Source organism: Rhodococcus sp. NPDC076796 (genome assembly GCF_040702765.1).
GTDB lineage: Bacteria > Actinomycetota > Actinomycetes > Mycobacteriales > Mycobacteriaceae > Rhodococcoides.
In genome coordinates this window covers 51,451-76,967 of record NZ_JBFBMS010000015.1, presented here as the reverse complement: position 1 = coordinate 76,967, position 25,517 = coordinate 51,451, and the positions used below count along the sequence as shown (strand labels likewise).

At 63.8% G+C, this 25,517-nt stretch carries 26 protein-coding genes; 16 read left to right on the top strand and 10 right to left on the bottom strand.

Going from position 1 to position 25,517, the window contains the following annotated elements; genetic code table 11:
• Positions 1-16: 16 nt before the first annotated feature.
• Positions 17-1,414, bottom strand: coding sequence for a sugar porter family MFS transporter (locus tag AB0366_RS25735; RefSeq protein WP_366246488.1), 1,398 nt, complete (start codon positions 1,412-1,414; stop codon positions 17-19).
• Between the two features lie 118 nt (positions 1,415-1,532).
• Positions 1,533-2,180 (bottom strand): hypothetical protein, encoded by a 648-nt coding sequence (locus tag AB0366_RS25730; RefSeq protein ID WP_366246486.1) that lies wholly within the window; start codon positions 2,178-2,180, stop codon positions 1,533-1,535.
• Positions 2,181-2,278: 98 nt separating this feature from the next.
• Between AB0366_RS25730 and AB0366_RS25725 the strand changes: the two genes are divergently transcribed.
• From AB0366_RS25725 to AB0366_RS25680, 10 genes are all read left to right on the top strand, one after another.
• The gene (locus tag AB0366_RS25725) at positions 2,279-3,871 is read left to right on the top strand and encodes a carboxylesterase/lipase family protein (RefSeq protein ID WP_366246484.1); all 1,593 of its coding nucleotides are present in this window, start codon (positions 2,279-2,281) and stop codon (positions 3,869-3,871) included.
• Between the two features lie 138 nt (positions 3,872-4,009).
• Positions 4,010-5,524, top strand: coding sequence for an ATP-dependent DNA ligase (locus tag AB0366_RS25720; protein ID WP_366246482.1), 1,515 nt, complete (start codon positions 4,010-4,012; stop codon positions 5,522-5,524).
• Between the two features lie 101 nt (positions 5,525-5,625).
• Positions 5,626-6,465, top strand: coding sequence for a nitrilase-related carbon-nitrogen hydrolase (locus AB0366_RS25715; protein WP_197914655.1), 840 nt, complete (start codon positions 5,626-5,628; stop codon positions 6,463-6,465).
• Positions 6,465-7,886 (top strand): dihydropyrimidinase, encoded by a 1,422-nt coding sequence (hydA, locus tag AB0366_RS25710; protein WP_121873703.1) that lies wholly within the window; start codon positions 6,465-6,467, stop codon positions 7,884-7,886. The genes AB0366_RS25715 and hydA overlap by 1 nt, the downstream gene beginning before the upstream one ends.
• Before the next feature lie 3 nt (positions 7,887-7,889).
• Positions 7,890-8,921, top strand: coding sequence for a TIGR03842 family LLM class F420-dependent oxidoreductase (locus AB0366_RS25705; RefSeq protein ID WP_121873702.1), 1,032 nt, complete (start codon positions 7,890-7,892; stop codon positions 8,919-8,921).
• Entirely contained in the window at positions 8,918-9,853 is a 936-nt protein-coding gene (locus tag AB0366_RS25700; RefSeq protein WP_366246480.1) for an ABC transporter permease subunit, read from the top strand. The genes AB0366_RS25705 and AB0366_RS25700 overlap by 4 nt, the downstream gene beginning before the upstream one ends.
• The gene (locus AB0366_RS25695; RefSeq protein ID WP_366246478.1) at positions 9,850-10,629 is read left to right on the top strand and encodes an ABC transporter ATP-binding protein; all 780 of its coding nucleotides are present in this window, start codon (positions 9,850-9,852) and stop codon (positions 10,627-10,629) included. Before AB0366_RS25700 ends, AB0366_RS25695 begins: the two co-directional genes overlap by 4 nt.
• The gene (locus AB0366_RS25690; protein WP_094647074.1) at positions 10,626-11,369 is read left to right on the top strand and encodes an ABC transporter permease subunit; all 744 of its coding nucleotides are present in this window, start codon (positions 10,626-10,628) and stop codon (positions 11,367-11,369) included. Before AB0366_RS25695 ends, AB0366_RS25690 begins: the two co-directional genes overlap by 4 nt.
• 9 nt (positions 11,370-11,378) lie before the next feature.
• Positions 11,379-12,515 (top strand): ABC transporter substrate-binding protein, encoded by a 1,137-nt coding sequence (locus AB0366_RS25685; protein WP_121873718.1) that lies wholly within the window; start codon positions 11,379-11,381, stop codon positions 12,513-12,515.
• A complete protein-coding gene (locus AB0366_RS25680; RefSeq protein ID WP_366246476.1) occupies positions 12,516-13,820 on the top strand; it encodes an aspartate aminotransferase family protein in 1,305 nt (434 codons plus the stop codon). It abuts the gene before it with no gap.
• Position 13,821: 1 nt separating this feature from the next.
• Here AB0366_RS25680 and AB0366_RS25675 read toward each other — a convergent pair whose 3' ends face one another.
• The 4 genes from AB0366_RS25675 to AB0366_RS25660 all read right to left on the bottom strand — a co-directional run bounded on the left by AB0366_RS25675 (position 13,822) and on the right by AB0366_RS25660 (position 17,501).
• A complete protein-coding gene (locus tag AB0366_RS25675; protein ID WP_366246474.1) occupies positions 13,822-14,070 on the bottom strand; it encodes a hypothetical protein in 249 nt (82 codons plus the stop codon).
• A gap of 904 nt (positions 14,071-14,974) precedes the next feature.
• Positions 14,975-16,357: an FAD-linked oxidase C-terminal domain-containing protein gene (locus AB0366_RS25670; RefSeq protein WP_121873697.1), complete on the bottom strand. Its 1,383-nt coding sequence runs from the start codon at positions 16,355-16,357 to the stop codon at positions 14,975-14,977.
• Between the two features lie 87 nt (positions 16,358-16,444).
• Positions 16,445-16,981 (bottom strand): DUF3558 domain-containing protein, encoded by a 537-nt coding sequence (locus AB0366_RS25665; protein WP_366246472.1) that lies wholly within the window; start codon positions 16,979-16,981, stop codon positions 16,445-16,447.
• A 4-nt stretch (positions 16,982-16,985) separates the two neighbouring features.
• The gene (locus AB0366_RS25660) at positions 16,986-17,501 is read right to left on the bottom strand and encodes a DUF3558 domain-containing protein (protein ID WP_366246471.1); all 516 of its coding nucleotides are present in this window, start codon (positions 17,499-17,501) and stop codon (positions 16,986-16,988) included.
• Positions 17,502-17,694: 193 nt separating this feature from the next.
• On the opposite strand from AB0366_RS25660, the gene AB0366_RS25655 reads away from it, so the two are divergent.
• Positions 17,695-18,006: a hypothetical protein gene (locus AB0366_RS25655; RefSeq protein WP_121873694.1), complete on the top strand. Its 312-nt coding sequence runs from the start codon at positions 17,695-17,697 to the stop codon at positions 18,004-18,006.
• A gap of 7 nt (positions 18,007-18,013) precedes the next feature.
• Here AB0366_RS25655 and AB0366_RS25650 read toward each other — a convergent pair whose 3' ends face one another.
• A complete protein-coding gene (locus AB0366_RS25650; RefSeq protein WP_366246469.1) occupies positions 18,014-18,658 on the bottom strand; it encodes a Type 1 glutamine amidotransferase-like domain-containing protein in 645 nt (214 codons plus the stop codon).
• The gene (locus AB0366_RS25645) at positions 18,655-19,095 is read right to left on the bottom strand and encodes an HIT family protein (RefSeq protein WP_128645156.1); all 441 of its coding nucleotides are present in this window, start codon (positions 19,093-19,095) and stop codon (positions 18,655-18,657) included. The genes AB0366_RS25650 and AB0366_RS25645 overlap by 4 nt, the downstream gene beginning before the upstream one ends.
• Before the next feature lie 254 nt (positions 19,096-19,349).
• On the opposite strand from AB0366_RS25645, the gene AB0366_RS25640 reads away from it, so the two are divergent.
• The 3 genes from AB0366_RS25640 to AB0366_RS25630 are packed head-to-tail and all read left to right on the top strand — an operon-like array spanning position 19,350 to position 22,212.
• On the top strand, positions 19,350-20,468 hold the full coding sequence (locus AB0366_RS25640; RefSeq protein WP_121873691.1) for a Re/Si-specific NAD(P)(+) transhydrogenase subunit alpha: 1,119 nt from the start codon (positions 19,350-19,352) through the stop codon (positions 20,466-20,468).
• Positions 20,468-20,791: an NAD(P) transhydrogenase subunit alpha gene (locus AB0366_RS25635; protein ID WP_068048360.1), complete on the top strand. Its 324-nt coding sequence runs from the start codon at positions 20,468-20,470 to the stop codon at positions 20,789-20,791. The genes AB0366_RS25640 and AB0366_RS25635 overlap by 1 nt, the downstream gene beginning before the upstream one ends.
• A complete protein-coding gene (locus AB0366_RS25630) occupies positions 20,791-22,212 on the top strand; it encodes an NAD(P)(+) transhydrogenase (Re/Si-specific) subunit beta (protein WP_366246468.1) in 1,422 nt (473 codons plus the stop codon). Before AB0366_RS25635 ends, AB0366_RS25630 begins: the two co-directional genes overlap by 1 nt.
• Positions 22,213-22,257: 45 nt before the next feature.
• Here the strand turns inward: AB0366_RS25630 and AB0366_RS25625 are convergent, their stop codons facing one another.
• The gene (locus tag AB0366_RS25625; RefSeq protein ID WP_366246467.1) at positions 22,258-22,971 is read right to left on the bottom strand and encodes a hypothetical protein; all 714 of its coding nucleotides are present in this window, start codon (positions 22,969-22,971) and stop codon (positions 22,258-22,260) included.
• A gap of 592 nt (positions 22,972-23,563) precedes the next feature.
• Here AB0366_RS25625 and AB0366_RS25620 point away from each other — a divergent pair.
• Together AB0366_RS25620 and AB0366_RS25615 are read left to right on the top strand one after the other, a co-directional pair.
• Positions 23,564-23,890: a hypothetical protein gene (locus AB0366_RS25620; RefSeq protein ID WP_121873688.1), complete on the top strand. Its 327-nt coding sequence runs from the start codon at positions 23,564-23,566 to the stop codon at positions 23,888-23,890.
• A 115-nt stretch (positions 23,891-24,005) separates the two neighbouring features.
• Positions 24,006-25,031 (top strand): phosphotransferase family protein, encoded by a 1,026-nt coding sequence (locus AB0366_RS25615; RefSeq protein ID WP_121873687.1) that lies wholly within the window; start codon positions 24,006-24,008, stop codon positions 25,029-25,031.
• Positions 25,032-25,035: 4 nt separating this feature from the next.
• Here AB0366_RS25615 and AB0366_RS25610 read toward each other — a convergent pair whose 3' ends face one another.
• Complete coding sequence (locus AB0366_RS25610) at positions 25,036-25,509, bottom strand: thioesterase family protein (RefSeq protein ID WP_121873686.1); 474 nt, start codon at positions 25,507-25,509, stop codon at positions 25,036-25,038.
• Positions 25,510-25,517 lie beyond the last annotated feature (8 nt).

Sequence of the window (25,517 nt, the reverse complement as noted above, 5' to 3'; positions counted from 1 at the left end):
TATCTGCGGTTCGGCGTCAGCCCAGCATGTCCTCGAGTTCCATCCCCTTGGTCTCCCTGATCTTGGCCTTCACGAAGAAGAACGAGAGCGCGGCGAACATAGCGAACCCTGCGTAGATCACCCATAGCCCCACAGACGACGTCAGTGGTGGGAAGGCAAGCGTGACAGCGAAGTTGGCCATCCAGTTGGCTGCGGTACCGATGCCGAGCGCCATGGCGCGCATGCGGTTGGGGAACATCTCACCGAGCATGACCCACATGATCGGACCCCAGGTCGAGGCGAAGAAGATGACGAACAGATTGGCACCGACCAACGCGATCGCACCCCACGGAGCGGGCAACGTGACGTCATCGCCGCTGCCGGTCGCCTGCGAGAACGCCACCGACGCCATGACGAGCCCGCCGAACATGCCGATCGAGCCCGCCATCAGCAGCTTGCGCCGACCGATTCGGTCGACGAACAGGATCGCCACGAACGTCATGACCACGTTGATCACAGCGGTGATGACAGAGGTGGTGAACGATTGATCCTCGGTGAAGCCGACCGACCGCCACAGCGTCGTCGAGTAGTAGAAGATCGCGTTGATGCCGACCAACTGCTGCAGCACGGCCATCGTGATGCCGACCCAGACGATGGGTTGCAGGCCGAACTTCGGACCGCGAATGTCGGCGAACGACGAGCGTGACTCCTTGCGCAGCGTCAGTCTGATCTCGTGGACGCGCTCGTCCGGATGCAGCTCACCGGTGATCTCGGCGAGGACTCGGGCCGCTTCTTCGTCGAGATGCTGACCGACGAGGTAGCGCGGAGACTCCGGGATCAGGGTGGCCAGCAACCCGTACACGAGAGCGGGAATCACGCCGACCAGGAACATCCAGCGCCAGGCCTCGATGCCGAACCACAGGTCGTTGGACGCGCCGTCGGCGGCACCGGCGAGAAGGGCGTCGGACAGCAGAGCTGCGAAAATGCCGATGGTGATGGCCAATTGCTGGAGCGAGGCCAGGGAGCCACGCCATTTGGCCGGAGCGATCTCGGCGATGTACGCCGGTGCGATCACCGAGGCGATGCCGATTCCGAGTCCGCCGAGCACTCGCCAGAGCATGAGATCGGGGACGCTGAACGCCAATCCCGAACCGATCGAGGAAATGACGAACAGGGCCGAGCCCAGCAGCATGACTTTCTTGCGTCCCCAACGGTCTGCGAGGCTGCCGGCGAACCAGGCACCCACTGCGCACCCGATGAGGGCGATCGCGACCACGAAGCCGGTGGTGAACGAGCCGAGGGAGAAGTGATCTTCGATCGAGTCGACAGCGCCGTTGATGACCGAGCTGTCGAAGCCGAACAGGAACCCGCCCACAGCAGCGGCGATGCTGACGCCGATGACCTTCGCTGCGTGGCGGTCCGAGGTCTGATTCATGAGTGATGCACCTTCCGGCCGCGCGCACGGGCGTCGGCCGCTGGGGAGACCGTACGGCAGGGATTGTCGTACCGTCCCCGGACATTACGCCTGGTAATTTGCCGCGCGAACGAGACCGTCAACGAAGGTCGAAATCCTCGTCCGAGACGGTGAAGCCGTGGCCGACCTGATCGGAGCACGTGACCCCGGTCTGTTCGTCGATGCTGCACTGCAGGCCGTTGGTTGAGCCACTTCCGGGGACGGTGAGCACTTCGCCGTACGGCAAGGCCGCCGCAGGACCGTCGAAACGGTGGAATTTGGGATCGCCGAGGCTTTCGAACTTCGCCGGGGACCCGGCGATCAGCTGCACAGCATTGGGTTTCACCGCCGTTCCCGACGCCCCGCTGCCGGGAACCTCGGGTGCCGAATCAGGGAGTGATCCGTGGCATCCGGCGATCGAGGATTCGAGGACGGCGATACCGCACTCGAATTTTCCGCTGGGGCTCGAGAAGTAGTACCAGCCGGGTGCCTTGCCTGCGTAGTCCTGCGGCTTCGCCTGGGCTGCAGCAGGACTCGTCGGTGCCGGAGTGGTGGACGTCGGCGTGCCGGTCGCGGTGGTGGACGGTGTTGCCGACGTGGCAGAGGGGGCGGAGGGAGCCGTGGTGATCGGGGTGGGGCGGTCGGTGATCACGGTGGCCATCGGACCGTCGCCTTCGCCGCTCGCGCCGCAGGCCCCGAGCAGGCACGCCCCGACGACTGCCACTGCGGCACATCCGATTCTCTTCATCGCCGGTTCCTTCGCTCGCAGGCGTCGACGCTGTGCGTATCGTCGCCGAGGGGGTGGTAGATGTTGGTACGTTGGGCAACGACCGAACGGGAGGTGCCATGGTCACCGAGTCCGATTCCGCTGCGTCCGATACCGCTGCGTCCGATTCCACCGTGCTCGTGGCCACGCCCTACGGTGACGTTCTGGGCTATCCGGTCGCTGCCGATGCGTCCCCGATCGTGGCCTGGCGGGGTATCCCCTATGCGACGCCTCCGGTGGGGAAGCTCCGGTTCCGTGCGCCGCGTCCGTTGCAGCCCTGGTCGGGGGTGATCGACGGCCTCGAATTCGGTGCGATGGCTCCGCAGGGACGCGACAGCCCGGTGCCGATCGATCCGTCGCTGTCGATTTCCGAGGACTGTCTCACGCTCAACGTCTGGGCTCCCCGTCCCGACGCAGAACTGCGGCCGGTGCTGGTGTGGATCCACGGCGGTGCGTACTCGCTCGGATCGTCCGCGCAGCGGGTCTACGACGGGAGGAACCTCAGCGAGAACGGCGACGTGGTGGTGGTGACCATCAACTTTCGTCTCGGCGCGTTCGGGTTCCTCGACCTCTCGTCGTTCTCCACCGACGATCACACCTTCGAGACCAATCTGGGACTGCGAGATCAGATTGCCGCGCTGCAGTGGGTCCGCGAGTGCATCTCCGCGTTCGGCGGCGATCCCGATCAGGTGACGGTGTTCGGCGAATCCTCCGGGGGAGCGTCGGTCACCACGTTGATGACCTCTCCGAAGGCCGAGGGCCTGTTCCAGCGAGCGATCGTGCAGAGCGCGCCTGCGACCTCGGTGTACGGCCCCGAACGCGGAGCCGCGGTGGCATCGAGATTCCTGGAGTTGGTGGGGGTCGACCCGGAAGACATCGGGGAACTGTTCGACATGCATTTCACCAGACTGGTCACCGCCGGCGACACGCTTTGCTACGAGATCCCGACGACAGTTCCTGGGACACTTGGCCTTTCGCCGGTCGTCGATGGAGATATCGTTCCGCGCTATCCCGTGGCAGCCTTTCAGAAGGGCCTCTCGCACAAAATCCCGTTGATCATCGGCACCAACCACGACGAGCCCTCGATCTTCCGATTCATGAAGTCTCCGTTGATGCCGATCACCTCCGACACCGTCTCCGAGATGTTCCGCGCCATCGCTCACGACCACGCGGATCTGCCCGCCTATCGAGTCGCCGAGATCATGGCTGCATACCCGGACCGTGACAAACCGGCTGGGGCACAGGCCATGTCGCGTGACGCTGGATTCCTCATGCCGAGCGTGTGGATCGCCGACGGGCACAGCAGGCATTCGCCGACATGGATGTACCGATTCGATCATGCGACCCCGATGCTCAAGGCCGCACGGGTGGGAGCCGGACACGCGACCGAACTGCCGTATGTCTTCGGCAATTTCGGAACGCTCAACCGAGACCCCACCTTCTGGCTCGGTGGCCGAAAGCCGGCGATGGCGGTGTCGGCGCGGATGCAGAGACGCTGGCTCGCTTTCGCGCGGTACGGCGTCCCCGCGGCATTGGATGCGTCCAAGCATTGGGCTCCGTACACCGAGAAGACGCGCTTGACGCTGGTGATCGATGCATCCGACACTCTCGTCGACGACCCCGACGGCGACATGCGCGCTGCGTGGGGCGACCAGGTTCTCGGATTCAGCTGACGCGTCGTCCATGCGCTTTTTAGCACGGACGTGGCTGACATGAATCGAACGTAACAGCAAGAACACCAGTCGCTCGAGTCACACCGGTAAACAATTGGATGTCAGCACGCTGTCGGTGGGGGCAGTTATGTTCGGTGTGTGTTGATGTCGAGGATCGTCGAAACGTCCCGTGCCGTGGCAGCGACGCGCTCGCGCAAGGTCAAGATCGAGCAGATCGGTGCCCTGCTGGCCGAGGCCGATGTCGGTGATATCGAGCCCGCCGTGTCCTGGCTGTCGGGGGAGTTACCGCAGGGGCGGATAGGGGTCGGCTGGCGCACGCTGGCCGATCTCGACGTTGCGGCTGCTGCGGACTCGACATTGACGGTTGCCGAGGTGGACGAGGCGATATCTTCGGTCGCGGCGACGTCGGGGGCCGGTTCTGCTGCGCGCCGGGTGGCGCTGCTGACCGACCTGTTCTCTCGGAGTACAGCCGAGGAGCGTCAATTTCTGATCCGGCTCGTCACCGGCGAGCTGCGTCAGGGCGCGCTCGAAGGGATCATGGTCGACGCAGTTGCCGCGGCCACGAACCTGCCGCAAGCGCCGGTGCGTCGCGCATTCATGCTGTCTGGTCGTTTGCCCGCGACGGCGATCGCCGCCATCACCGGTGGCGTCGACGCGCTGGATGCATTCCGGCTCGAGGTCGGTCGACCGGTCCGGCCGATGCTGGCGTCGCCCGCGGAATCTCTGCGCGGTGCTTGGGAACAACTGTCCGGCGATGTCACCGTGGAGTACAAGCTCGACGGTGCACGAATTCAGGTGCACCGCTCCGGAACCGACGTGAGCATCTACACGCGTACTCTGCGCGACATCACTGCGAGTGTGCCCGAGTTGGTGGACCTGGTTCTTGCGCTGCCGTGCGATTCGGTGGTCCTGGACGGGGAGACCCTCGCGCTCGAAGACAGCGGCCGCCCGCGACCGTTCCAGGAAACGATGAGCCGATTCGGTGCCGAGAGCGCGCACGAGCTGCTGCTGCAGCCCTACTTCTTCGACTGCCTGCACCTCGACGGTGTCGACCTGCTCGATGCTCCGCTGGAGCAGCGCCTGGCCGCATTGGATCGAGTGGCACCGGGGCACCGGATTCCGAGTGCCGTCAGACCCGATGCGGACGCGGCAGAGGCCCACTTCGACGCAGCGCTCGACGCCGGGCACGAAGGGGTCATGCTCAAAGCTCTCGGTGCGCCGTACGCGGCAGGCCGCCGCGGAAAGAGCTGGCAGAAGGTCAAACCCGAGCACACCCTCGACCTCGTCGTCCTCGGAGCCGAGTGGGGATACGGGCGCCGCACCGGCTACCTGTCCAACCTGCACCTCGGAGCTCGCGATCCCGACGGCGGTGACCCGATCATGGTCGGTAAGACCTTCAAAGGCCTGACCGACGTTCTGTTGCAATGGCAGACCGACGAATTCCCGAAACACGAGCGAGAGCGGGACGAGCACACCGTGTACCTGCGCCCCGAACTGATCGTCGAAATCGAACTCGACGGCGTGCAGGTCAGCCCACGTTACCCGGGCGGTGTGGCCCTGAGATTCGCGCGAGTACTGCGATACCGCCCCGACAAGAACCTCGCCACCGCGGATTCCATCGACGCGGTGCGCGCACTCCTTCCACACTCGTGAACAGTTCCGACGATTAATACATACGAAACCGGCCGAACGATCCCGTAACACGGCGCAAAATATCTTGAGGGTGCAAGCCAGCGAGAGATGGAGTGCCAATGATGTCCACAGTTCGAGCTGCTCTGGTCCAAAGCAAGTGGACCGGTGACAAAGAATCGATGATCGCGGCACACGAGGGGTTTGCTCGGTCCGCCGCCGAGCAGGGCGCGAAAGTCGTCTGTTTCCAAGAACTTTTCTACGGTCCGTACTTCTGTCAGTTACAGGATGCGAAGTTCTACGAATACGCAGAATCGGTACCCGGGCCCACCGTCGACCGTTTCGCCGCATTGGCGAAAGAACTCGGCATCGTGATGATTCTGCCCGTCTACGAGCAGGAACAGCCCGGACTTTTGTACAACACCGCTGCCGTCGTCGATGCAGACGGCACGTATCTCGGCAAGTATCGAAAGCACCACATCCCTCACGTGAACGGATTCTGGGAGAAGTTCTATTTTCGTCCCGGCAATCTGGGGTGGCCGGTGTTCGACACCGCGGTCGGGCGTATCGGTGTCTACATCTGCTACGACAGACATTTCCCGGAAGGGTGGCGCGCACTCGGTCTTGCCGGTGCCGAAATCGTCTTCAATCCTTCGGCCACCTCGCGGGGCCTGTCCAACTACCTGTGGAAGCTCGAACAACCCGCCTCGGCCGTCGCCAACGAGTACTACGTGGGCGCGATCAATCGAGTCGGAATCGAATCCGAATACGGTGACGACGACTTCTACGGGACCAGCTACTTCGTGGACCCCGAAGGCAAATTCGTCGGCGAGGTGGCGTCGGATTCGGAATCCGAAATTATCGTGCGCGACCTCGACATGGATTTGATCAAGGTGGTCCGCGACCGGTGGGCCTTCTATCGCGACCGTAGACCCGACGCATACGGCCCACTGGTGCAACCCTGATGGCCACCACCTTCGTGCACGGTGGGACCGTGGTATCGACCACCGGCGCACAGGAATTGGATGTTCTCATCGACGGTGAAAGCATTGTCGCAGTGCTGGCACCCGGATCGGTCTCCCTGGCCGCGGACCTGAAGACCTCGGCGGACGTGGTCGTCGACGCGACCGGCAAATACGTCATTCCGGGTGGGGTCGACGGACATACACACATGGAGATGCCGTTCGGCGGTACGTTCGCCTCCGACACCTTCGAAACCGGAACGCGCGCAGCGGCGTGGGGTGGCACGACGACGATCGTGGACTTCGCGATTCAGACACCCGGTCAGCGCGTCCAGGACACTCTGGCGCAATGGCACGACAAGGCCGCGGGGCAGTGCGCCGTCGACTACGGCTTCCATCAGATCATCGGCGACGTCACCGACGATTCCCTGAAAGCCATGAGCGAGTTGGTATCCGAGGGCGTCACCAGTTTCAAACTCTTCATGGCCTACCCGGGCGTGTTCTACTCCGACGACGGCAAGATCCTGCGCGCCATGCAGTCCGCCGCCGAAACGGGTGCACTGCTGATGATGCACGCGGAGAACGGCATCGCGATCGACGTACTGGTCGCTCAGTCGATCGCGCGTGGAGACACGGCCCCGTACTTCCACGGCACGTCACGGCCGTGGCAGCTCGAGGAGGAGGCGACGCACCGAGCCATCATGCTGGCCAACGTCACCGGTGCACCGCTCTACGTCGTACACGTCTCTGCCAAGCAGGCCCTGGAACAGATCGCGCAGGCCCGGGGCAACGGGCAGAACGTCTTTGCCGAGACCTGTCCGCAGTACCTATATCTGTCGCTCGAGGAACAACTCGGCGCACCGGGCTTCGAGGGTGCCAAGTGGGTCTGCTCGACGCCATTGCGGTCGCGAGCGGAGGGGCATCAGGACGAATTGTGGCGCTATCTACGCACCGGTGACGTGGCGACCGTCAGTACCGATCACTGCCCGTTCTGCATGAAGGATCAGAAGGAGATGGGTATCGGCGATTTCTCCAAGATTCCCAACGGGATCGGCTCGGTGGAACACCGCATCGATCTGATGTTCCAGGGCGTCAAGAGCGGCAGGATCACGCTCGAGAAGTGGGTCGACGTCTGCTGCACCACACCGGCCAGGATGTTCGGAATGTATCCGAGGAAAGGCGTCATCACCCCCGGTGCCGACGCGGACATCGTGATCTACGACCCGAACGGACACACCAGCATCGGCGTCGACAAGACCCACCACATGAACATGGACTATTCGGCGTACGAGGGTTTCGAGATCGACGGGCACGTCGACACCGTGATCTCGCGTGGCCGGATCATCGTCGACGGCGGATCCTATTCCGGCACTGCTGGACACGGCCGATTCGTCCGACGCGACCTGTCGCAGAATCTGATCTGAGCTATGGACATCGGGGTAGTGCTCCAATGCAATCCGCCGGCGTCCCGTGTGGTCGACCTGGCCAGACAGGCAGAGACACATGGCTTCTCGCACGTGTGGACGTTCGATTCGCACCTGCTGTGGCAGGAACCGTACGTCATCTACAGTCAGATTCTGGCCGCGACGAGGCGGGTGACCGTCGGTCCGATGGTCACCAATCCCGCCACCCGCGACTGGACGGTTACGGCATCGACGTTCGCGACGCTCAACGACATGTTCGGCAATCGGACCGTCTGCGGCATCGGCCGCGGTGATTCGGCGGTCCGTGCCCTCGGCGGCAAGCCGACAACCCTTGCCACGCTGCGGGAATCGATCGATGTGATCCGCAGCCTGGCCAACGGGCGGAGTGCTCGGGTCGGTGAGACGACGGTGCAGTTCCCGTGGGCAGAGCGGTCCCGACTCGAGGTATGGGTTGCGGCGTACGGACCCAAAGCCCTCGAGCTCACCGGACAGGTGGCGGACGGTTTCATTCTGCAGCTGGCCGATCCCGACATCGCGGCGTGGACGATCGGCCGGGTCCGCGCTGCGGCCGAGCAGGCGGGTCGCGACCCGGATTCGATCTCGATCTGCGTTGCAGCTCCCGCGTACGTCACCGACGGTACCGATGCAGGGCTCGAACATGCCCGAGATCAGTGTCGTTGGTTCGGCGGGATGGTCGGCAATCACGTCGCCGATATCGTCTCGCGCTACGGCGGCGATGGCGGCGGAGTTCCACAGGCACTCACCGACTACATCGCGGCGCGCAAAGGTTACGACTACAACGAGCACGGCCGAGCAGGCAATTCGCACGCAGAATTCGTTCCGAACGAGGTGATCGACAGGTTCTGCCTGCTGGGCACCCCGGCAGATCACATCGCCAAGCTGAAAGAGCTGGAGACACTCGGCGTGGACCAGTTCTCGGTGTACCTCCAGCACGACGCCAAGGCTGCGACGCTGGAAGCGTACGGAGAGAGCATCATTCCGCAGATTCGCCCGAGCGTGACGGCAACGTCGTGACGAGTGTTCTCGATCAGGCTTCGGTGGTGGCACCAACTCCCGCCGGTGCGAATCGGGGAGTGCGGCGCCCGTTGATGGCGGTGGTGGCCGTCGGGTTACTGCTGGTTTTCTGGGAGCTGGTGAAAGTGCTCGTCCCCGAGAACGGGGTGAGTATCGCCGGAGTGCGGGTGCTGCCGCGCACCGACGACGGCGCGCTACCGCACGTGTGGTCGGTGTTGGCGGCGCTCACCGAGCCAGAGGTAAATGTCGCCGGGGCTCGCAGTGTCGGTGCCGCGATCGCCTCCAGTGGCCTGTTCACGTTCGGGCTCGCGGTACTCGGGTTCGCGTTGGGGACGGTGGTCGGGCTGGTGCTGGCCGTGGCGATGCAACGATTCGTGTGGGTCGAGCGGTCCGTGTTGCCGTATGTGATCGTCTCGCAGACGGTTCCGCTGATCGCGTTGGCACCGCTGGTCGCGGGGTGGGGCGGGAAGATTGCCATCGGCGGCTACGCATGGCAGCCGTGGATGAGCATCACCGTCATCGCGTCGTATCTCGCGTTCTTCCCGGTGGCGGTGGGGATGCTGCGAGGCCTGCGTGCACCCGATCGGGCAGCACTGGATCTGATGCACAGCTATGCGTCCGGATGGTGGACCACCCTCGTTCGACTACGCCTACCCGCTTCTGTGCCGCATCTGATTCCGGCGCTGCGTCTGGCCGCGGCCGCCGCCGTGATCGGTGCCGTGGTCGCCGAAATCTCCACCGGAACGACCGGCGGTATCGGCAGGCAGATCATCGTGTTCTCGCAGCAGGCAACAGGAGACGCATCCCGCCTGTACGCCGCTGTTCTCGGTGCAGCGGTGCTCGGGCTGGTGGTGACCGGGTTGGTGTCGCTGCTCGACATCGCATTGGGTCGGTACGCGGGCCGCTCACCTGGTCGAAAGGATCGATCATGACCGAGCACGCGGTACTCGTCGAGGGCGTCGGGAAGACGTTCGACGGGGGAGTGACTGCGCTGGAGGATGTATCGCTTGCGATTGCCCCCGGTGAATTCGTTTCGCTCATCGGGCCTTCGGGGTGCGGTAAGTCGACGTTGCTCCGCATCGTTGCCGATCTCGAGCAACCCACGTCCGGTGCTGTGTCGGTGTTCGGTCTGACTGCTCGCCGAGCCCGCGTCGAACAGAAGTACGGCATCGCCTTTCAGCAGGCCGGGTTGCTCGATTGGCGCACAGTGCAATCCAACGTCTCATTGCCGCTCGAACTGCACAAGGTGCCCAAGAAAGCACGCGCAGAACGGGTTCGCGAGCTACTGGACCTCGTCGGGCTCACCGATTTCGCAGAGAAGTTTCCCAGCCAGCTATCCGGTGGGATGCAGCAGCGAGTGGCGATCGCGCGGGCGCTGGCCCGAACGCCGGGACTGTTGTTGATGGACGAGCCGTTCGGTGCCCTGGACGAGATGACCCGCGAGAAGATGCAGAACGACCTACTGCGCATCGCCGAGGAGTCGAGCGCGGCAGTGGTGTTCGTGACCCATTCGATTCCCGAAGCGGTGTACCTGTCCGATCGGGTGGTGGTGATGTCCCCTCGGCCGGGACGGATCGTCGACACACTGACGATCGACAGATTCGGCGCGAACGGGGACCCTCGCGAATCGGCGGAGTTCTTCTCGTCCATCACCGCGGTTCGGGATGCGCTGCACGGCCGTACGGTTCGAAGTGCGGATCTGAGATGAAGCTCTGGCTGCCACCGGTGGTGTTCGGTGCAGCGGCGCTCGCACTGTGGCAAATGCTCACGGTCGTCGCGGGGGTTCCGTCGTTCCTGCTGCCGTCGCCGAGCGCCATCGCCGAGCAATTCGTGCGAAATCTCGGCAACATCGGATCGGCAAGTCTGGCAACGGGAACCAATGCTTTGGTGGGGTTGATCGCAGGCTCGGTCCTCGGTCTCCTCGCGGCAATGGCAGCGGTTCGCCTGCGGATCGTCGACGAATTGCTCACCCCGTTGGCAGCGGGTGCTGCAGCCGTTCCCATCGTCGCTCTTGCGCCGGTGTTCAATTCGATGTTCTCCTCGACCACCGATCTACCGCGCCGCCTCGTGGTGACCATCGTCGTGTTCTTCCCGGTATTCGTCAGTGCGGCAAAAGGACTGCGTCAGGTCTCGGCCGTGCACCACGATCTCATGACGTCGTATGCCGTGGGTGGTTGGCAGTTCACGCGAATCGTCCGCCTCCCGTCCGCCGTTCCGCACATCTTCACCGGGTTGCGGGTTGCCGCTCCCAATGCTGTCATTGCTGCCATCATCTGCGAGTACTTCGGTGGATTGCAGAACGGTTTGGGGTCGCGGATCACCTCCGCCGCGGCGAACACGGCCTACCCCCGGGCATGGGCCTACGTGATGGGTGCCATCGCAGTCGGTTTGCTCTTCTTTCTGGTTGTTCTGCTGCTCGAGAAGCTCGTGTCCCGGCGTCGTACCTAGGAGATGAACGTGAAGATCACCCGAACCCCTCGATCTCTTCTCGCCGCCGTCATGGCGCTGGCAGTGGTCGCCTCGGCGTGCAGTACCACCACGACCGACACCGACACCGGTGCCGACGGGGACACCACGATCAAGCTGCAACTGCAGTGGTTCAAGCAGGGCCAGTTCGCGGGCTACCTCGCCGCCGTCGATCAGGGTTTCTACGCCGAGCAGGGGCTGGATGTCGAAATCCTCGACGGTGGAACCGATATCGTCCCGCAAACCGTGCTCGCACAGGGACAGGCCGATTATGCCGTCGCATGGGTACCGAAGGCGCTCGCATCCCGTGAGGCCGGAGCCGGCATCACCGACGTGGCCCAGATCTATCAGAAGTCGGGCACCTTGCAGGTCTCGTTCAAGGATCAGAACATCGCCTCACCCGCCGACCTCCAGGGCAAGACCGTTGGAAACTGGGGCTACGGAAACGAATTCGAGCTGTTCGCCGGTATGACCAAGGCCGGGGTCAGTCCCTCCGACGTGACGTTGGTGCAGCAGCAGTTCGACATGAACGGCCTGTTGTCCGGTGATATCGCTGCAGCCCAGGCGATGTCGTACAACGAGTACGCGCAGTTGCTCGAGACCGTGAACCCCGCAACCGGTGCGCTCTACACCGCAGACGATTTCACCGCGCTGAACTGGAACGACGACGGAGTCGCGATGCTGCAGGACGCGATCTGGGCCAATACCGACAGGCTCTCCGACGAGGCCTACCAGGAGCAGACCGTCAAATTCCTGGCGGCATCGTTGAAGGGCTGGATCTTCTGCCGCGACAACGTCGAAACGTGCCGCGACATCACCGTCGCGGCGGGCTCGACACTCGGTGCGAGTCACCAGCTCTGGCAGGTCAACGAGGTCAACAAACTGATCTGGCCGTCCGCAGAGGGCATCGGCATGATCGACGAGGCGGCCTGGCAGCAGACTGTCGACATCGCCAAGAGCACCAAGAATGCCGAGGGATCGACGGTGCTGACAGCCGATCCCGATGCCGAGGCGTACACCAACGAGTACGTCACGCAGGCGCTCGATTTGTTGAAGGCCGACGGTGTGGACGTCACCGGGGAGTCGTACGCTCCGATAGAGGTCACACTGGAGGAAGGCGGCAAGTAGATGGATCACGTGTTCTACTCCTGGGCGGCGCAGGCCGAACTGAACCCGATCACCGTCGAGGGGGCGGAGGGATCGTGGTTCTGGGACGACAAGGGCAACCGATACCTGGACTTCTCGTCGCAGCTGGTCAACGTCAATCTCGGCCATCAACACCCCGACGTGGTTGCCGCCATAGTCGAACAGGCTCAGGTTCTGACGACCATCTCACCGACCGTGGCCAACAACAAGCGCAGTGAACTCGCCGCGTTGATCGCCGAACGTGCGCCGGGTGATCTGAACCGAGTGTTCTTCACGACCGGTGGCGCAGAAGCCGTCGAGCATGCGGTGCGGCTGGCGCGGCAGCACACCGGGCGTACGAAGATGCTTGCCGCGTATCGCTCGTACCACGGTGGGACCGGAGTTGCGATCGGTCTCACCGGCGAGCCACGGCGATGGGGCACCGAACCCACCAACGTCGACGTCGTGCGCTTCTTCGGGCCGTATCCGTACCGGTCGCCCTGGGGCACAACGACTCCGGAGGACGAGACGGCTGCAGCACTGGCACACCTCGAACAGGTCATCGTGCTCGAAGGCGCGCAGAACATCGCCGGACTGATCCTCGAATCGGTCATCGGCACCAACGGCGTGCTGATCCCTCCGCCCGGCTATCTGGCCGGGGTCCGGGCGCTGTGCGACAAGTACGGAATCGTCTACATTGCCGACGAAGTGATGGTCGGGTTCGGCCGCATCGGCGAATGGTTCGCATGCCAGGCCTGGGATGTGACACCGGATCTGATCACGTTCGCCAAGGGCGTCAACTCCGGGTACGTGCCCCTCGGCGGAGTGATCATCTCGGAGAGGATCGCCTCGCAGTTCGATCACAAGCCGTATCCAGGCGGGTTGACCTACTCCGGTCACGTGCTCGGGTGCGCCGCGGGCGTGGCATCCATCGGAGTGTTCGAGCGCGACAAGATCCTTCCGCACGTGCGTCACGTCGGCGAGGACGTACTGGGGGCGGGCCTGTCGAAGCTGGCCGAATCTCATCCGAGCGTGGGCGAGGTGCGCGGCAAGGGATTTTTCTGGGCCGTCGAGCTGGTCAAGGACGCCACGACCAGAGAGCCGTTGGTGCCGTTCGCCGCGTCGGGCAAGGACGCAGCGGCAATGGGCACGGTGACCGCCGCGGCGAAATCCCGTGGTCTGTGGCCGTTCGTGTCGGGCAACCGCCTCCAGATCGCGCCGCCGCTGACGACGTCCGAGGACGAGATTCGTCAGGGACTGGAAATCCTCGACGAGGTGTTGACGGTCGCGGACGGGTTCGTTGGCTGACTCAGCTGTTCTGATACGCACGAACGGCGGCTGTTGCCGCAATGCGTAGGCGTTCACAGCCGAACCCGCTGAGCTGGATCACGTCGATGTACGTCTCGGTTTCGGTACGTCGCTGGACGGGATAGCCGGACCCGACGCCCACGAACGCGCGGGTTGTGCAGTATCCGTTGTCTTCTCCCTCCTCGTGTCCCACTACGCCGAGAAGATCTATTTCGACTTCACCGAACATGGTCAACGGTTCGTCTGCCATCGACTCTGGGAATTGCCTGAAGCCGATGTCGATTGCGCCGGACTTGTCGCCTTGGTTGACGCTTACCCCCGTCTGTATGCGGCAGTTGAAAGGATCACCCTCGTCCAGTGTGGTGACTGTTGTTTTCGGGTAGGTCCGGGATAGCTCCGGTACCGCGCCGCAGGGTTGTTTTGACATGAGAGCTGTCTGTACCGACCGTGTCGATTCCGATCGAAGTGGCTGAGAGGAGAACAGTGGCACGGATGCTCTGATCAATTCGCGCGTGCGAGAACACAGTCGAGCATCCACCGAGTTCCCGAACAATTCGGGCGACGAGAGGCCGAAATCCGCACTGAAGGCGGAGACGAAGAAGGATTGGTGATCGTCGAACCGAACCGAGATCGAACACATGACAGAATCTGGAAGCTCGGTACCCATGAATCCACCGAGGTCTACAAAGGTACTGTCGACGCCCATTCCGGTCGAGATCGAAAGGCCCTCTATTCTGGCGTCGGTGACCGGTTCGGCAAACTCGATCGAGCAGGTGTCCATCTGAGTGTCATTCCCGAAGTGGATCGGGACACCCCATTGTGCGATGGTTGTTCCATCGACAAAGCCGCACGGATCGAGTGTGCGAAACCAATCGTTGTACGGCGAGGTGGGAACCGCGATCTCCGGTGCGATTGTTGTCGGTAGCGCTACAGGGGTCCCTGCTACAGGGGTCCCTGCCACCGGGCTCGAGCATGCCGAGACGAGCAGTGCGAGCACGACACTCGCCGTGAGCAGTCGGGTGCTGTGAGCTGAAAAGGATGTGCGCATGAACGATGTAGCCCCCCAGATCCGATGTCCAGCTCCCCCCGGAGCCGCGCCTATTTCACCACACTGATCACTGGAATCGTGAGTCGAAGATTGGCGGGCCCAGGAATCAGAGCACAGCACCGGGGTTGAGGATCCCCGCCGGATCGAGTGCGGTCTTGATTCGGCGGGTCAGCTCCATGACGTCCTCACCCACCTGATCGGGAAGCCACGCCTTCTTGAGGCGACCGACTCCGTGTTCACCGGTGATGGTGCCGCCCAACGAGATTGCCAGATCCATGATCGCGCCGAACGCGATGTTGGCGCGACGCGTCATGTCGGCGTCCTCGGGGTCGAAGACAATCAGCGGGTGGGTGTTTCCGTCGCCGGCGTGGGCGATGACCGCCACCAGCACATCGTATTTCGTGGACAGCTCGGCGATTCCGTCGACGAGGGCCGGAAGTGCGGGCAGTGGAACCCCGACGTCCTCGAGCAGCAGGCTGCCGAGTCGCTCGACCGCGGGAATGGCGAATCGCCTTGCGGCAGCGAAGGCCTCGCCCTCATCGGGGTCGTCGGTGGTGAAGACATCCGAGGCCCCGGCCTCGGTGCACGCGGCCGCCATGATCTCGATCTCGCGGCCTCGGTCGGCACCGGGGGAGTCGGACCGAGCAATGAGCATCGCCGCCGCCTCGCGATCGAGTCCCATGTTCATGGCGTCTTCGACGGCACCGATGGACGCGCGGTCCATGAATTCGAGCATTGACGGCCGCAAGTTTCTGGTGATGGCCAGAATTGCGGCGGTGGCGTCGTGCACCGAGGCGAACGAGGCGACCACCGTACTGGCGGGAGGTTGCGCCGGAATCAATCGAAGAGTGATCTCGGTGATGATGCCCAGCGTGCCTTCGGAGCCGACGAACAGCTTCGCCAGGGACAGGCCCGCAACGTCTTTCAGGCGTGGCCCGCCCAGTCGGACGGCGGTACCGTCGGCCAGGACGACCTCGAGACCGAGAACGTAATCGGTGGTGACGCCGTACTTCACACAGCACAGTCCGCCCGCATTGGTGGCCGCATTGCCTCCGATGGAACACATCTCGAACGAGGACGGATCCGGTGGATACCAGAGGCCGTGTTCCGCGACGGCCTTCTTGACCTCGGCGTTGAGCAGTCCGGGTTGTACCACCGCGATGCGGGTCACCGGATCGACGGTGATTTCGCGCATCAACTCGGTGGTGAGCACGATTCCGCCGTCCACGGCGGTGGCTCCACCGGACAGACCCGATCCCGCACCGCGTGGGACGACCGCCACGGCGTGCTCGGTGGCCCACCGCATGACGGCACGAACGTCCTCGGTGGACTGTGCGCGTACGACGGCCAGCGGGGTACCGGCGTCGGGATCCTTGGCCCAGTCGCGTCGGTAGCCCTCGGTGATGTCCGGGTCGGTGACCACCGAGCCGGGCGAAAGAAGGGATTCGAGCTCGCTCAGGCGGGCATCTGCATCGGTCGTCACCGACATCTCGGTCTCCTCACGTCGAAAATGTGACCGTCGACACTCGAGTCTGTCACGGCCACGCGTGAGGCGGAGTCGGGGTCGGTCGGTCGGTCACTGGTTGCGTTGCAGTGTCAGTTCTGCGAGTTCGGTGGCCGCGGCGCACGGGTCGGCCGGACTGCCGCCTCGGTATTGCACCCACCAGGTGATGACGCCCGAGTACGCCGCGCTGATTCCGCACGACGACGGGTCGGCCGGTCGTCGTGACAGGAATGCTGTGGTGCCGGCAACGTCGACGTCCTCGGTCGCGTAGCCGAGCCGATCGGCCAGCTCTCGCTCGCGCGAGAGGGCTTCGTTCTCGAACCAGGCGAAGGTCACGTCGATGAGCCCGGCGGCACCGACGCCGGTCCACATGCACACTGCACCGTAGAAGTACTGATCGACGAGGTCGGCACCCACTGTTTCGGCGATGGTGGGGTCCGGGACGGCGATGCACTCCTCGAGCAGCTTGTCGAACTGGCCGCTACCGCCGCCTCGAGCGGGTGCCGCCGTACCGGTCACGGTGGTGGTGCATCCAGTTCCGACGGCGGCAGTGACGAGGACAGCGGCAAGGACGCGACGGGTGGAATCGGTGCAGGGGAACGTCGTCATCGGGCTACTTCGCCTTCGAGATCGTGGTTCTGGCCAGATCCTCTACGACGTCGCACGAATCGCGGGGGCCGTCGACCATGTAATTGACGGACCAGTGCACGAAGCCGTCCCCGTTCTCGACCCCGGCCTCGCACGACGCTCCCGAGGCTGCGGCGGTGAATCCCGGGTGACCGTCGACATCGATGCGCTCGATGGTGCGGCCGACGGCTTCGGCCACGGAACTCTCTCGGTCGATGGGGCTGCCGCGGTACCAGGTGAACATCGCGTACGCGCCCGTCGCGGATTCCCATCGACAACGAATGGCGTTCTCGGACACCACTGTCAGGTCGGATACGGCCGTGAGTCTCTGCACTTCCGTGTCGTCCATCGACCCGCATTCACCGACGAAGAGTTCTTCGGTGACGGGCTGGTCGGCCGTCTCGGACGGATCCGGATCGGCCTCGGTGTCCGGTGTGCCCGAGCATCCGACGAGCCCGAATACGATCGCTGCGATCAACGCTGCAACGGCTCGAGTGCCCACGAGTGCGGACTCTACCCACCCTGTACGGAGAGCGGTGAGTGTTTGACTGAAGTGAGTCACATCAGTAACACCAGCCTCAGGCGTTACCGGATCGATGCGTCGCCGACACGCAATTTTGTAGTTCGCCACGCTAGCGTCCAGCGCAGCGAACCTCGCATCCCCACGCGGTGCGAGTCGACAAGGAGGCTGCACCATGATCGATCCCGGAAGTGACTCCTGGAACTACGTGGCCGCGATGTTCTCGTACGAATTCCTCGGGGGCGGAATCGAATACGACACCATCGAGCGCATTCACCGAGGCGAGATCGACGAGTGGGTTCAGGCGTTGACGCAGTCCGGGCTGTTCGATCGAGCAACCATCGCGCAGATCGCCGACTCGTGGCATCAGGCCCCTCGGCAGTTGTTCGACATGCTGGTGCTCGACGCGGACGAAATGACCGCCAGGCGGTGCTCGCTGGCGTGGTCCTCGCTGGACCGACTCGCCCCACTGGCCCGCCTGGGTTGATCGAAGGTCAACTACCGAGCACACGCGTCCCCGACGCATCGACGACGATGGCCTGGTCGTCGGTCAACCCATGACAGTCGATACCGTCCCTGCGTAGGCGCTGCACGGTTGCATGCCCCGAATCATTCTCGTCCAGAACGGAATTCAGGTGCGGGACGATCGAGAAATCGACCAGACCCAGCCCGGTCCATACCGGATCGACACCGGTGGCGGGCCGAACCTCGTTTGGGTCGTCCGCGTCCTCGACTCCGATCAACGACGGTGCGGCCACACACGCGCCCGCGCTGTATCCGCTGTACACGATCGATCCCCGCCGGACACGCTCGGCCAGAATCTCGTCTGCACCCGAGCGGGCGAGCTGAGCGCGCAGGACGAAGGTGTTGCCTCCGCGCACCCAGACCGCACCGAAGCCGTCCAGTGCGTGCTCGAATGCGGCGGGCCGACCCACATACTGGCGCAGATCCAGCTCGGTGGGCCGGTACCCGAGCGCCCGCAGCGGACCGAACTCGCTGCGAAGCGAGGATTCGCGAGCGGCAGCAGGCCACGCGTCCGATGCGTTCGCGATGACCGCGAGATCGGACGGCGGCCCGGTCAGCTCGACGAAAGCGTCGGAGTGACCGCCGAATCGGTACGAGGACAGGAACAGCTTCATGCCGTCGATTCGCCGTTCAACCGGGCCAACCCGACGCGAACGGCGTCCGCGACGCGCTCGGGCTCACGCAGGCGGCGCGTCACGAACCCGGTAGCGAACCGCAGCCGGTCTCGATGCCAGCGGGGCACCACGTGCAGATGCAGGTGGAACACCGTCTGAAATGCGGCCTTGCCGTCGTTGATCACGAGATTGGCTCCGTCGGCGCGCAGGTCCGAGTGGCGCACGGCGCGCGCCAACGTATGCCCGACGCGAAACACGTCAGCGGCCGCGTCCGGATGGGTCGAGTTCAGATCGGTGGCGTGCTCGCGCGGGACGACGAGCAGGTGTCCGCGACTGACCGGCCGGATGTCGAGAAAGGCGACCGCGTGGTCGTTCTCGAACACACGGTGTGCGGGGGCGTCGCCGGCGACGATGGCACAGAAGATGCAAGATTCCACGGTTGTCACTGTAGGGTCCGATCATCACCGATAGACCTGTATGGCGTGCATCACAATTGCTCGTCTTGTAGCTGCGGAATGCCGAACGGACTCGATTCAGAACGAATCGGACTGTGTTCCGGGTTACCCGCGGTCTGTCTCCTCTGGCTACTATCAGGGACCTTGTGCCTTTGTCGCATGGGTTCGTCCACTCGTCGCACGTTCGGGGCCATTGGCCGATCAGTGGACACCATTCAACGCAGGAAGACGGAGATTTGGATACATCGCAGAGCACTGAGAAGGGTTCGGGATCCACGACTGTCGTCGGTGTGGTTCGGGAATCGGGGGAGGGCGAACGTCGCGTCGCCCTGGTGCCCAAGATCGTTGCCTCCCTGACGGGTAAGGGCGTCGAGATCGTCGTCGAATCGGGTGCCGGTCTCGGCGCTCTGATTCCCGACGAGCTGTACGTCGCCGCTGGAGCGACTATCGGTGATCCATGGTCGGCGGACGTCGTGGTCAAGGTCGCGCCGCCGTCCGACGCCGAGATCGCCAAGCTGACGTCGGGTTCGACGCTCATCGGATTTCTGGCACCGCGCAACGCGGAGAACAGCATCGGGGCGTTGAAGGCAGCCGGAGTGCAGGCCTTCGCCGTCGAAGCGATCCCGCGGATCTCGCGGGCGCAGGTGATGGACGCACTGTCCTCTCAGGCCAACGTCGCAGGCTACAAGGCCGTGCTGCTGGCCGCGTCCGAGTCCACCCGGTTCTTCCCGATGCTCACCACCGCCGCGGGCACCGTGAAGCCCGCTACCGTGCTGGTACTGGGCGTCGGCGTGGCAGGTCTGCAGGCGCTCGCCACCGCGAAGCGTCTCGGCGGCCGCCCCACCGGGTACGACGTGCGTCCGGAGGTGGCGGATCAGGTTCGCTCCGTCGGCGCGCAGTGGCTCGATCTCGGGATCGACGCCGCAGGCGAGGGCGGATACGCACGTGAGCTGACCGAAGACGAGCGAGTGCAACAGCAGAAGGCTCTCGAAGAGGCCATCAAGGGATTCGACGTGGTCATCACCACCGCGTTGGTGCCCGGACGCCCCGCCCCGCGACTGGTCACGGCCGCAGCCGTCGAGGGCATGAAGCCCGGCAGTGTCGTGGTCGACCTCGCGGGTGAGACCGGTGGCAACTGTGAACTCACCGAGCCAGGCGAGACCGTCGTCAAGCACGACGTCACCATCTGCTCGCCGTTGAACCTGCCGGCCTCGATGCCCGAGCACGCCAGCGAGCTGTACTCGAAGAACATCTCGGCATTGCTCGAACTCATGTTGGTCGACGGCAAGCTCGCCCCCGATTTCTCGGACGAGGTTCTTGCCGGTGCCTGCGTGACACGTGAGAAGGAGAACTGATGTACACCCCGCTGCTCGCGAACATTGCGATCCTGGTGTTGTCCGGGTTCGTCGGCTTCGCGGTGATCTCCAAGGTGCCCAACACCTTGCACACCCCGTTGATGTCGGGAACCAATGCCATCCACGGCATCGTCGTGCTCGGTGCCCTGGTGGTGCTCGGCAAGGTCGAGGATCCGTCCATCGGCCTGCAGGTCATCCTGTTCGTCGCCCTCGTGTTCGGAACCGTCAACGTCATCGGTGGATTCGTGGTCACCGACCGCATGCTCGGCATGTTCAAGTCCAAGCCGGTCCCTGCCAAGGCCACGAAGGGTGCTGACTCCTGATGGACAATCTCGTCAACATTCTCTACATCGTCGCCTTCGGCATGTTCATATACGGCCTGATGGGTCTGACCGGACCGAAGACGGCCGTGCGTGGCAACCAGATCGCCGCGATCGGCATGTTCCTCGCTGTCGTGGCGACGCTGATCTCCATCCGAGACACCGGTAACTGGATTCTGATCGTCGTCGGTCTGGTCGTCGGCGTTGCGCTCGGTATCCCGCCTGCTCGCCGGGTCAAGATGACCGCGATGCCACAGTTGGTGGCTCTGTTCAACGGCGTCGGCGGTGGAACGGTCGCGCTGATCGCCTGGGCCGAATTCCTGGACACGTCGGGTTTCTCGAACTTCAAGCACGGTGAATCGCCTACGGTCCACATCGTCATCGGGTCGCTGTTCGCGGCGATCATCGGGTCCATCTCGTTCTGGGGATCGCTGATCGCGTTCCTCAAGCTGCAGGAGACCCTGCCCGGTTCGCCCATCACCATCGGCAAGTTGCAGCAGCCGCTCAACGCTCTGCTGCTGATCGGCGCTGTGGCAGCTGCAGTGGTCATCGGCATCAACGCCACTCCGGGCGGCGGGGTGTCGCAGTGGTGGATCGTTGCGGTCCTCGTACTCGCCGGAGTTCTCGGTCTGACGGTTGTGCTGCCCATCGGTGGCGCGGACATGCCGGTCGTCATTTCGTTGCTCAACGCTCTGACCGGTTTGTCCGCGGCGGCCGCAGGTCTGGCGCTCAACAACACCGCGATGATCGTTGCAGGCATGATCGTTGGCGCCTCGGGCACGATCCTGACCAACCTCATGGCGAAGGCCATGAACCGTTCCATTCCGGCAATCGTCGCCGGTGGATTCGGCGGCGGTGACGCTGCTGCAGGTCCCGCGGGTGCAGGTGGGGGAACGGCGAAGGCCACGTCCGCGGCCGACGCTGCCATCCAGATGGCCTACGCCAACCAGGTCATCGTCGTTCCCGGATACGGCCTCGCCGTTGCGCAGGCACAGCACGCGGTCAAGGACATGGCCAAGCTGCTCGAGTCGAAGGGCGTCGAGGTCAAGTACGCCATTCACCCCGTCGCCGGTCGCATGCCAGGGCACATGAACGTGCTCCTGGCAGAGGCCGACGTCGCGTACGACGCGATGAAGGAGATGGACGACATCAACGACGAGTTCGCCCGCACCGACGTCACGTTGGTCATCGGCGCGAACGACGTGACCAACCCGGCTGCGCGCAACGATCCGTCGAGCCCGATTCACGGGATGCCGATCCTGAACGTCGATCAGTCGAAGTCGGTCATCGTTCTGAAGCGGTCGATGTCGTCCGGATTCGCAGGCATCGAGAACCCGTTGTTCTTCGCCGAGGGCACCTCGATGCTGTTCGGTGATGCGAAGAAGTCGGTGTCCGAGGTGACCGAGGAGCTCAAAGCCCTCTAGTCACGAGCCGTCAGCAGTATCGATGGGGCGCGTTCCGGTTGTTCATCACCGGGAGCGCCCCATCTTGCGTTGAACGGCCAGAGCGGCCGTGTCGAGTGGGTTGCGAGCTTCACGGGCAGCGGCGACAGGCGAATAGAGCATGACGATCGAGCACACAGGCCACCACACGAACACGATCGATGCTGCGCTCACTATCCCGGTGACGGACGCGGATCCGACGATCAGGGCAGCTGCCGCCACCGCCAGCGTTGCGACGGTTCCCAGACCGAGGATCACGGGCCGCCACGTTGTGGACGCCACCATGGATGCCGCCGCGAGCAGGGAGACCACGGCGACGAGTTGTCCGTTCGGAAGGTCTGCGGACGGCACCGACGCTCCCAGGATCTCGCGAGCCAGCGCACTGGTCACGACGGCACCGATGGTGCAGGCGATCACCACCCCGATTCCGAACGGCAGCTTGCGTATCAGCGCCACCACGGCGAGGACGGCGACGGCGATCAACACCGCGGTCACATCGATCGCATCGAGTACGTGAGCGGCCAGTGCCGAGGCGGTCGTCGATTCCCCGGACGTCGAGGGTGCGACATGCGGGGCCCACATCAGGAAGATCAGCAACAGGACCGCAGAGGCACCGGACACGGCCAAGCGAGCGACGACGGCTCGCCGGCGTGGTCGGCTCGTGGTGCCGGGCGGCGCCGCGAGCGTCCCGGCGTCGGGTGATGCGCGGATCGGTCCGGAGTCCAGGCTCGGTGGTGGCATGAGCGCCACCGTGCCCGATCCGGCTGAACGCCGGATGTGAGGAACATGGGAACCGGCTGATAGTCGCTCTGGTAACGGTTCGATCACGTCAGACCGCCTGTACGGAATCATGCAGTGTCGGGTAACGGTGACCACGCCGTCAAATTCTCGAAGTCGGTTTCAATGATTCAATCGGGGGTCAGGACTGGTTTCTATCGATCGAACGGTCCTCTCACCTGCAACCGAATCGAGTGGGTCGGATCGGCGTCGCTCGCATACCGGCCGCCGATGCGCACCCTCGAGCGGCTCTCGGTCCGCTCAGCTGGGCATTTGCCCTCGGATTGTTTCCCGTCACAGCATTTCGTGAAGCGAACTATGACTTCGTTGCAAGGCGTTGATTGGATGGGTCTATCTATGTGACGATACTCACATAGTCCAGTTCACCCTGGGCGAGACCGTCCAAAAGGGCGTAGTTTCAGCCGCATCGGAAACCCGCATTCGACCGTTACAGGCACATCGATAACGATCTGGAAACGGGCCGTGGTACCCGTCACAACCCGTCGGAATCGGGTACTCGACACCTACGGACGCCGGAAACTCGAAGGAGAAGAACATGACCGCAATGTCTCAGGGACAGCTCGACATGGTCCGCGCGTTCTTTTGCAACGAGTTCGAAGCGGATTCCCTCGACCGGTCCACCGTGCCCGAGCCTACCGCCGAGGCAGTCGCCGAGTGGATCGATGCACTCACCAACAGCGGCCTCTTCGCACCCGCCGAGGTTCGCAACATCTCCTCGGTGTGGGCGGCCGAGCCGGAGACGTTGGTAGCAATGCTCATCGGTGAAGTGGACGAAATCGCGGTCAAGCGCCACGGCGCAGCGGTGCCGGCCGCGGCAACTGCTACTCCGGCTCTGGTCCCCGCGTTCGTGCGCGCCAGCTGACTCGTCCCGGGTCTGGAGTCCTTCGCACCCGAGCAGGTTCTGCTTCGCTACTATCGGTCGAATTCCGATGACGGCAGTCGACAACGGTGTCGCGCGGCGAAGTGAGGGTTCTTCTATGGGCGCAGTGGGACTGGACGAAGAAGCAGTAACGACCTGGATCGCAGGATTGGGAATCGGCGCAACCTCGCCTCTCACCTTTCATCGGATCGGCAACGGTCAGTCCAATCTCACCTACGCGGTTCGTGACGCCGGTGGCAGTAGTTGGGTACTTCGACGTCCACCACTGGGGAAACTGTTGGCGTCCGCACACGATGTCGTGCGTGAACATCGAATTCTGTCGGGCCTGCAGAACACGGCGGTGCCGGTTCCGAAAATGATTGCGATCACCGAGGATTCTTCGGTGTCCGAGGTTCCGCTCGTGCTGATGAGTTTCGTCGACGGAATCGTCGTCGACTCGGTGTCGGTAGCCGAAGAACTCGACCCCGATCACCGACGCCGAATCGGGCTCGGCCTCACGGTGGCGCTGTCCGACATCCACCGCGTGGATCTGGAATCCTCGGGTCTGGCCGATCTGGCCAGCCACAAGCCGTACGCCGCTCGCCAACTCGCCCGGTGGACCAAGCAGTGGCAATCCTCGCGCACTCGCGACGTACCCGGTATCGACTCGCTGGCAACTCGATTGGCAGCCAACATCCCTCCGCAGCACGAGGTGACTCTGGTGCACGGAGACTTCCACCTCAGCAACGTCATCACGGCCCGCGAAGACGGCCGTGTCGCCGCGGTCGTCGACTGGGAGCTGTGCACACTCGGAGATCCGTTGGCGGACCTCGGCGGCCTGCTGGCCTACTGGCCGCAAGCCGACGACGGGGTCGCCGGTCCGTTCATGGCGTCGACTCTGCCGGGCTTTCCTACACGGGCCGAGCTCGTCGAGTCGTATGCGCAGCACACCGGGCGTGACGTCTCCGATGTCGGATTCTGGCAGGTGCTGGCGCTGTGGAAGCTCTCGATCATCGCCGAAGGCGTCATGCGCCGGATGGAAGCCGATTCGCGAAACCGGGCCGTGGCAGGCGGGCCGACCACGACGCTCATCGACGACATCGTCACCAGGGCGTTGCGTACAGCCGACGAGATCGGCCTGTAGTCGGTCAGATCGACGCGGTCCCGATCACCAGAGTGCGAGCGGCGCTCTCGATTTCGGGCGGAATCGCCACCGGTCTGCGAGTGACTCCGTCGACGTACACGTGTACGAATCGACCCCTCGCCGCCAACTCCAACGCATCGTCGCCGGCCTCGCGGAACAACCCGAGCGAGTACACGATGCTTCGGGTGCCGAGCTTCTCGACGGCCAGGCCCACCTGAAGGCGATCCGGAAAGCTCAACTCGGACAGGTATCGACACGAGGTCTCGGCGACGACACCGATCGCCGGCAGTGTCCGGATATCGAGTCCCGTCGTCTCCATCAACCAACCGTTGACAGCGGTATCGAAATACGCGTAGTAGGTGACGTTGTTGACGTGGCCGTAGTGGTCGTTGTCGTCCCATCGCGTCGTCACGGGCCACAGTGCCGGAAAGTCCGATGCATGCGACAACTCCGGCCCGGGGTTCACCTGATCGGTCATGAACGTGA

Coding starts and splice junctions, on each gene's coding strand:
- AB0366_RS25630 (WP_366246468.1), top strand. CDS start 20,791: ATGGACAATCTCGTCAACATTCTCTACATCGTCGCCTTCGGCATGTTC.
- AB0366_RS25650 (WP_366246469.1), bottom strand. CDS start 18,658: ATGAAGCTGTTCCTGTCCTCGTACCGATTCGGCGGTCACTCCGACGCT.
- AB0366_RS25715 (WP_197914655.1), top strand. CDS start 5,626: ATGTCCACAGTTCGAGCTGCTCTGGTCCAAAGCAAGTGGACCGGTGAC.
- AB0366_RS25615 (WP_121873687.1), top strand. CDS start 24,006: ATGGGCGCAGTGGGACTGGACGAAGAAGCAGTAACGACCTGGATCGCA.
- AB0366_RS25620 (WP_121873688.1), top strand. CDS start 23,564: ATGACCGCAATGTCTCAGGGACAGCTCGACATGGTCCGCGCGTTCTTT.
- AB0366_RS25675 (WP_366246474.1), bottom strand. CDS start 14,070: ATGGCAGACGAACCGTTGACCATGTTCGGTGAAGTCGAAATAGATCTT.
- AB0366_RS25665 (WP_366246472.1), bottom strand. CDS start 16,981: ATGACGACGTTCCCCTGCACCGATTCCACCCGTCGCGTCCTTGCCGCT.
- AB0366_RS25695 (WP_366246478.1), top strand. CDS start 9,850: ATGACCGAGCACGCGGTACTCGTCGAGGGCGTCGGGAAGACGTTCGAC.
- AB0366_RS25610 (WP_121873686.1), bottom strand. CDS start 25,509: ATGACCGATCAGGTGAACCCCGGGCCGGAGTTGTCGCATGCATCGGAC.
- AB0366_RS25655 (WP_121873694.1), top strand. CDS start 17,695: ATGATCGATCCCGGAAGTGACTCCTGGAACTACGTGGCCGCGATGTTC.
- AB0366_RS25680 (WP_366246476.1), top strand. CDS start 12,516: ATGGATCACGTGTTCTACTCCTGGGCGGCGCAGGCCGAACTGAACCCG.
- AB0366_RS25705 (WP_121873702.1), top strand. CDS start 7,890: ATGGACATCGGGGTAGTGCTCCAATGCAATCCGCCGGCGTCCCGTGTG.
- AB0366_RS25735 (WP_366246488.1), bottom strand. CDS start 1,414: ATGAATCAGACCTCGGACCGCCACGCAGCGAAGGTCATCGGCGTCAGC.
- AB0366_RS25670 (WP_121873697.1), bottom strand. CDS start 16,357: ATGTCGGTGACGACCGATGCAGATGCCCGCCTGAGCGAGCTCGAATCC.
- hydA (WP_121873703.1), top strand. CDS start 6,465: ATGGCCACCACCTTCGTGCACGGTGGGACCGTGGTATCGACCACCGGC.
- AB0366_RS25730 (WP_366246486.1), bottom strand. CDS start 2,180: ATGAAGAGAATCGGATGTGCCGCAGTGGCAGTCGTCGGGGCGTGCCTG.
- AB0366_RS25725 (WP_366246484.1), top strand. CDS start 2,279: ATGGTCACCGAGTCCGATTCCGCTGCGTCCGATACCGCTGCGTCCGAT.
- AB0366_RS25690 (WP_094647074.1), top strand. CDS start 10,626: ATGAAGCTCTGGCTGCCACCGGTGGTGTTCGGTGCAGCGGCGCTCGCA.
- AB0366_RS25635 (WP_068048360.1), top strand. CDS start 20,468: ATGTACACCCCGCTGCTCGCGAACATTGCGATCCTGGTGTTGTCCGGG.
- AB0366_RS25625 (WP_366246467.1), bottom strand. CDS start 22,971: ATGCCACCACCGAGCCTGGACTCCGGACCGATCCGCGCATCACCCGAC.